Origin of the sequence: Pseudomonas sp. MD195_PC81_125, assembly GCF_014060985.1 — a bacterium.
GTDB lineage: Bacteria > Pseudomonadota > Gammaproteobacteria > Pseudomonadales > Pseudomonadaceae > Aquipseudomonas > Aquipseudomonas parakoreensis.
This window is the reverse complement of the sequence record NZ_JABULD010000778.1, coordinates 1-2,428: the sequence shown is the minus strand read 5'-3', so window position 1 is coordinate 2,428 and position 2,428 is coordinate 1. Positions and strand designations below refer to the sequence as shown.

Annotated in this window: 1 protein-coding gene; it reads right to left on the bottom strand. The window is 43.1% G+C overall.

The annotated features are described in order from the left end of the window. Positions 1-1,596: metallophosphoesterase (locus HT737_RS29160; RefSeq protein WP_182404556.1), on the bottom strand; the 1,596-nt coding region annotated here is incomplete at its 3' end. Positions 1,597-2,428 lie beyond the last annotated feature (832 nt).

Below are 2,428 nucleotides of genomic sequence, written 5' to 3'. Positions count from 1 at the left end.
AATCGGCTTAAGTCTTGAAGTAGCTATTACATGGAGATCTGGGCAGTAGTCCAAAGCAGCGCTGATAAACTTTTCAACATCCGACTGTAATTGCCGGCCTATTTTATCTTTACCTTCGTAAATCGGAGCGTCGTCCAACAACAATACCGAAGTTGACTGCTCTGCTAACGCGTCAAGTAAGTCTCCAAAATTGGCATTCAATTTCGAATCTATCTCGACATAAATATCCGCTAAGCAAGAGCAATTCTGCAAATCGAGCACAAACACGTTTTCTTGGTCAACCCCTAACGAATCAGATAGTTGCTTCAGAAACGACTCAATTCCCATTCCCCAGTCGACGACCATCCATAGAGCCCTGTTATCTCTCAACGACTCAACGCTTTTGGCTCTTTCAATGTACCGTATATCAGGAATTACCAAAGAATCGGGTTGCAACTTGCGAATACGTTTGAGCAAGCCAGTGTTCGCCCGCGGCCCAAAAGTTTGAAAATCTGTCGAAATGTCAATCGCTTGCTTCGATACATCATTATTCATATGGTGATCGATAGCCCCATCGTCATCACATTCAAATTCGGGATTTGCAATGAGCCGATATGCTCCTGCCGAAGTCTTATGTGCAAATCGAGGCCACTCTTTTAAGCATTTCTTCGAATCTAGACTGATGGCCTCATACAATCCATACCCGTGCAACCTCTGCACTTTAGCATCTATAAATTCCAACCCAAAAAGTGATGCACCTTGAATATTTCTCCGAGATGCGCTTCCGCCTTCCGATACTGAAGTTGTATTAGCAGCATGCATATGACCGAAGTAATGAGCATCAAAACGGGAAGAAACATAAATTTCTGAGCGCCACGCGCTAAGGCTATTAGGATGCAGCCATGTTTCTGGATGATGTGTGGCAAGAAAATTAAAATCATGTCTAGAACACCACCCATCAGGGTCGTGCTCAGTAACCGCCATCATTTGCCTCGGATCCACGCAAAGTTTTTTGTCATAATTCTTCGATGTAAGTTGCAACCATGCAGAGTTCAAACCTACGATACCGATTGATACACCATGGATATTTAATTCAGCCGAAAAATCACCAGGTAATACGCCCTCCTTTATTTCAGGAATCGGAATACCTATCGAGGGTAGGCCCGCGAACCATTTTTTATAATTCTGAAAAGATTTTGCAACGCAATTCCTATAGACCTTGGGCTTTTCTGCCCAAAACGCACTCTGAATTTCATTTTTCTCCCACCATTGCTCCAGCGCGAGTACGGTTGGATCTATATCCTTTGACCTGACGAGATCATGATTGCCCGGGATTGGTAAGAAAAGAGGGTTTGATCCGTATTGACGAAACACTTCCCACACTTCCTTTAAAATATCATTTAATCGAGAGAATTCAGAACTGGACCCTTTCTGCGTCAAATCACCAGTAAAAATAACAAAATCCAAATCACCAAACTTTTCGATTTGACTCTTCAAATCTGATATTAGAGCAGACTTGAAAGTCGGCCAAAGCCATTTTTGCGTCCCCATCCCTACGTGCAAATCTGTAAAGTGGGCGAATCTTGGTGACCGTTGCTTGGTATTTTTCTTTTTCATAACCAGACCTTAATTATTCCATCAAACCTAGCCACTTCAACTTCAAGTTCAATTTCAAGTTCAAGTTCAAGTTCAAGTTCGAAATCTAAAACAGGTGGCACATCAATCATCTCTTACTAACTTTTCATCAGTGCGAAGACAATAATGCCCCATATGAGCCAGCCCCCACTGACTAACAGATTATTTACGGAAATCCGTAAACACTCTAAAGCCAATTCCATTATTTCGAACAATATCGCGCATTTTTAGCTAGCTCTTTTTAACGTTGCCTTATAGAGGTTCTGGCTATCGCACCTATATAGTGCCGCACTGCCAACACTCGAATAAAAAATTCGATCGGTTACAATATTTGATGTGGCAACTGCGCCCTGACGTACAGAACTGCTCCTGAGGGGTAAATACGAAAAAGCTCTTCGATGCATAAAATCGCCATCCATGGTTGTAGAGTACGCAAGTGATTGTCCACGGACTGAAACTGATGTCAATATGGCATCAAAATTATCTTCTTTCTATTTTTAGCCCACATCCATCGCTTAGCAGTGATCGGATCAACCTTTTATCGTTTCTTTAAGGATGGCTAGCACGCACAATTTCCCGCCTAGGGAGTCGCTTCTTTCGTCGAATCACTTACTTTGCCGAGCCAGTTTAATCGGTACCTATGAATGTCTTTATTGGTCGAGTTCAACCACTTACGTTCTTAGCTTGTTCACCCTCTTCCTGTGTATGGCTAATCGAACCGCTCACCCCGAGGTAACAGCCCCTGCTGAAACAGAAATATGCTCTTCAAATCACGGCCTCACCAACCTAGGCATCTCCACCCCCTCCCCCCAAC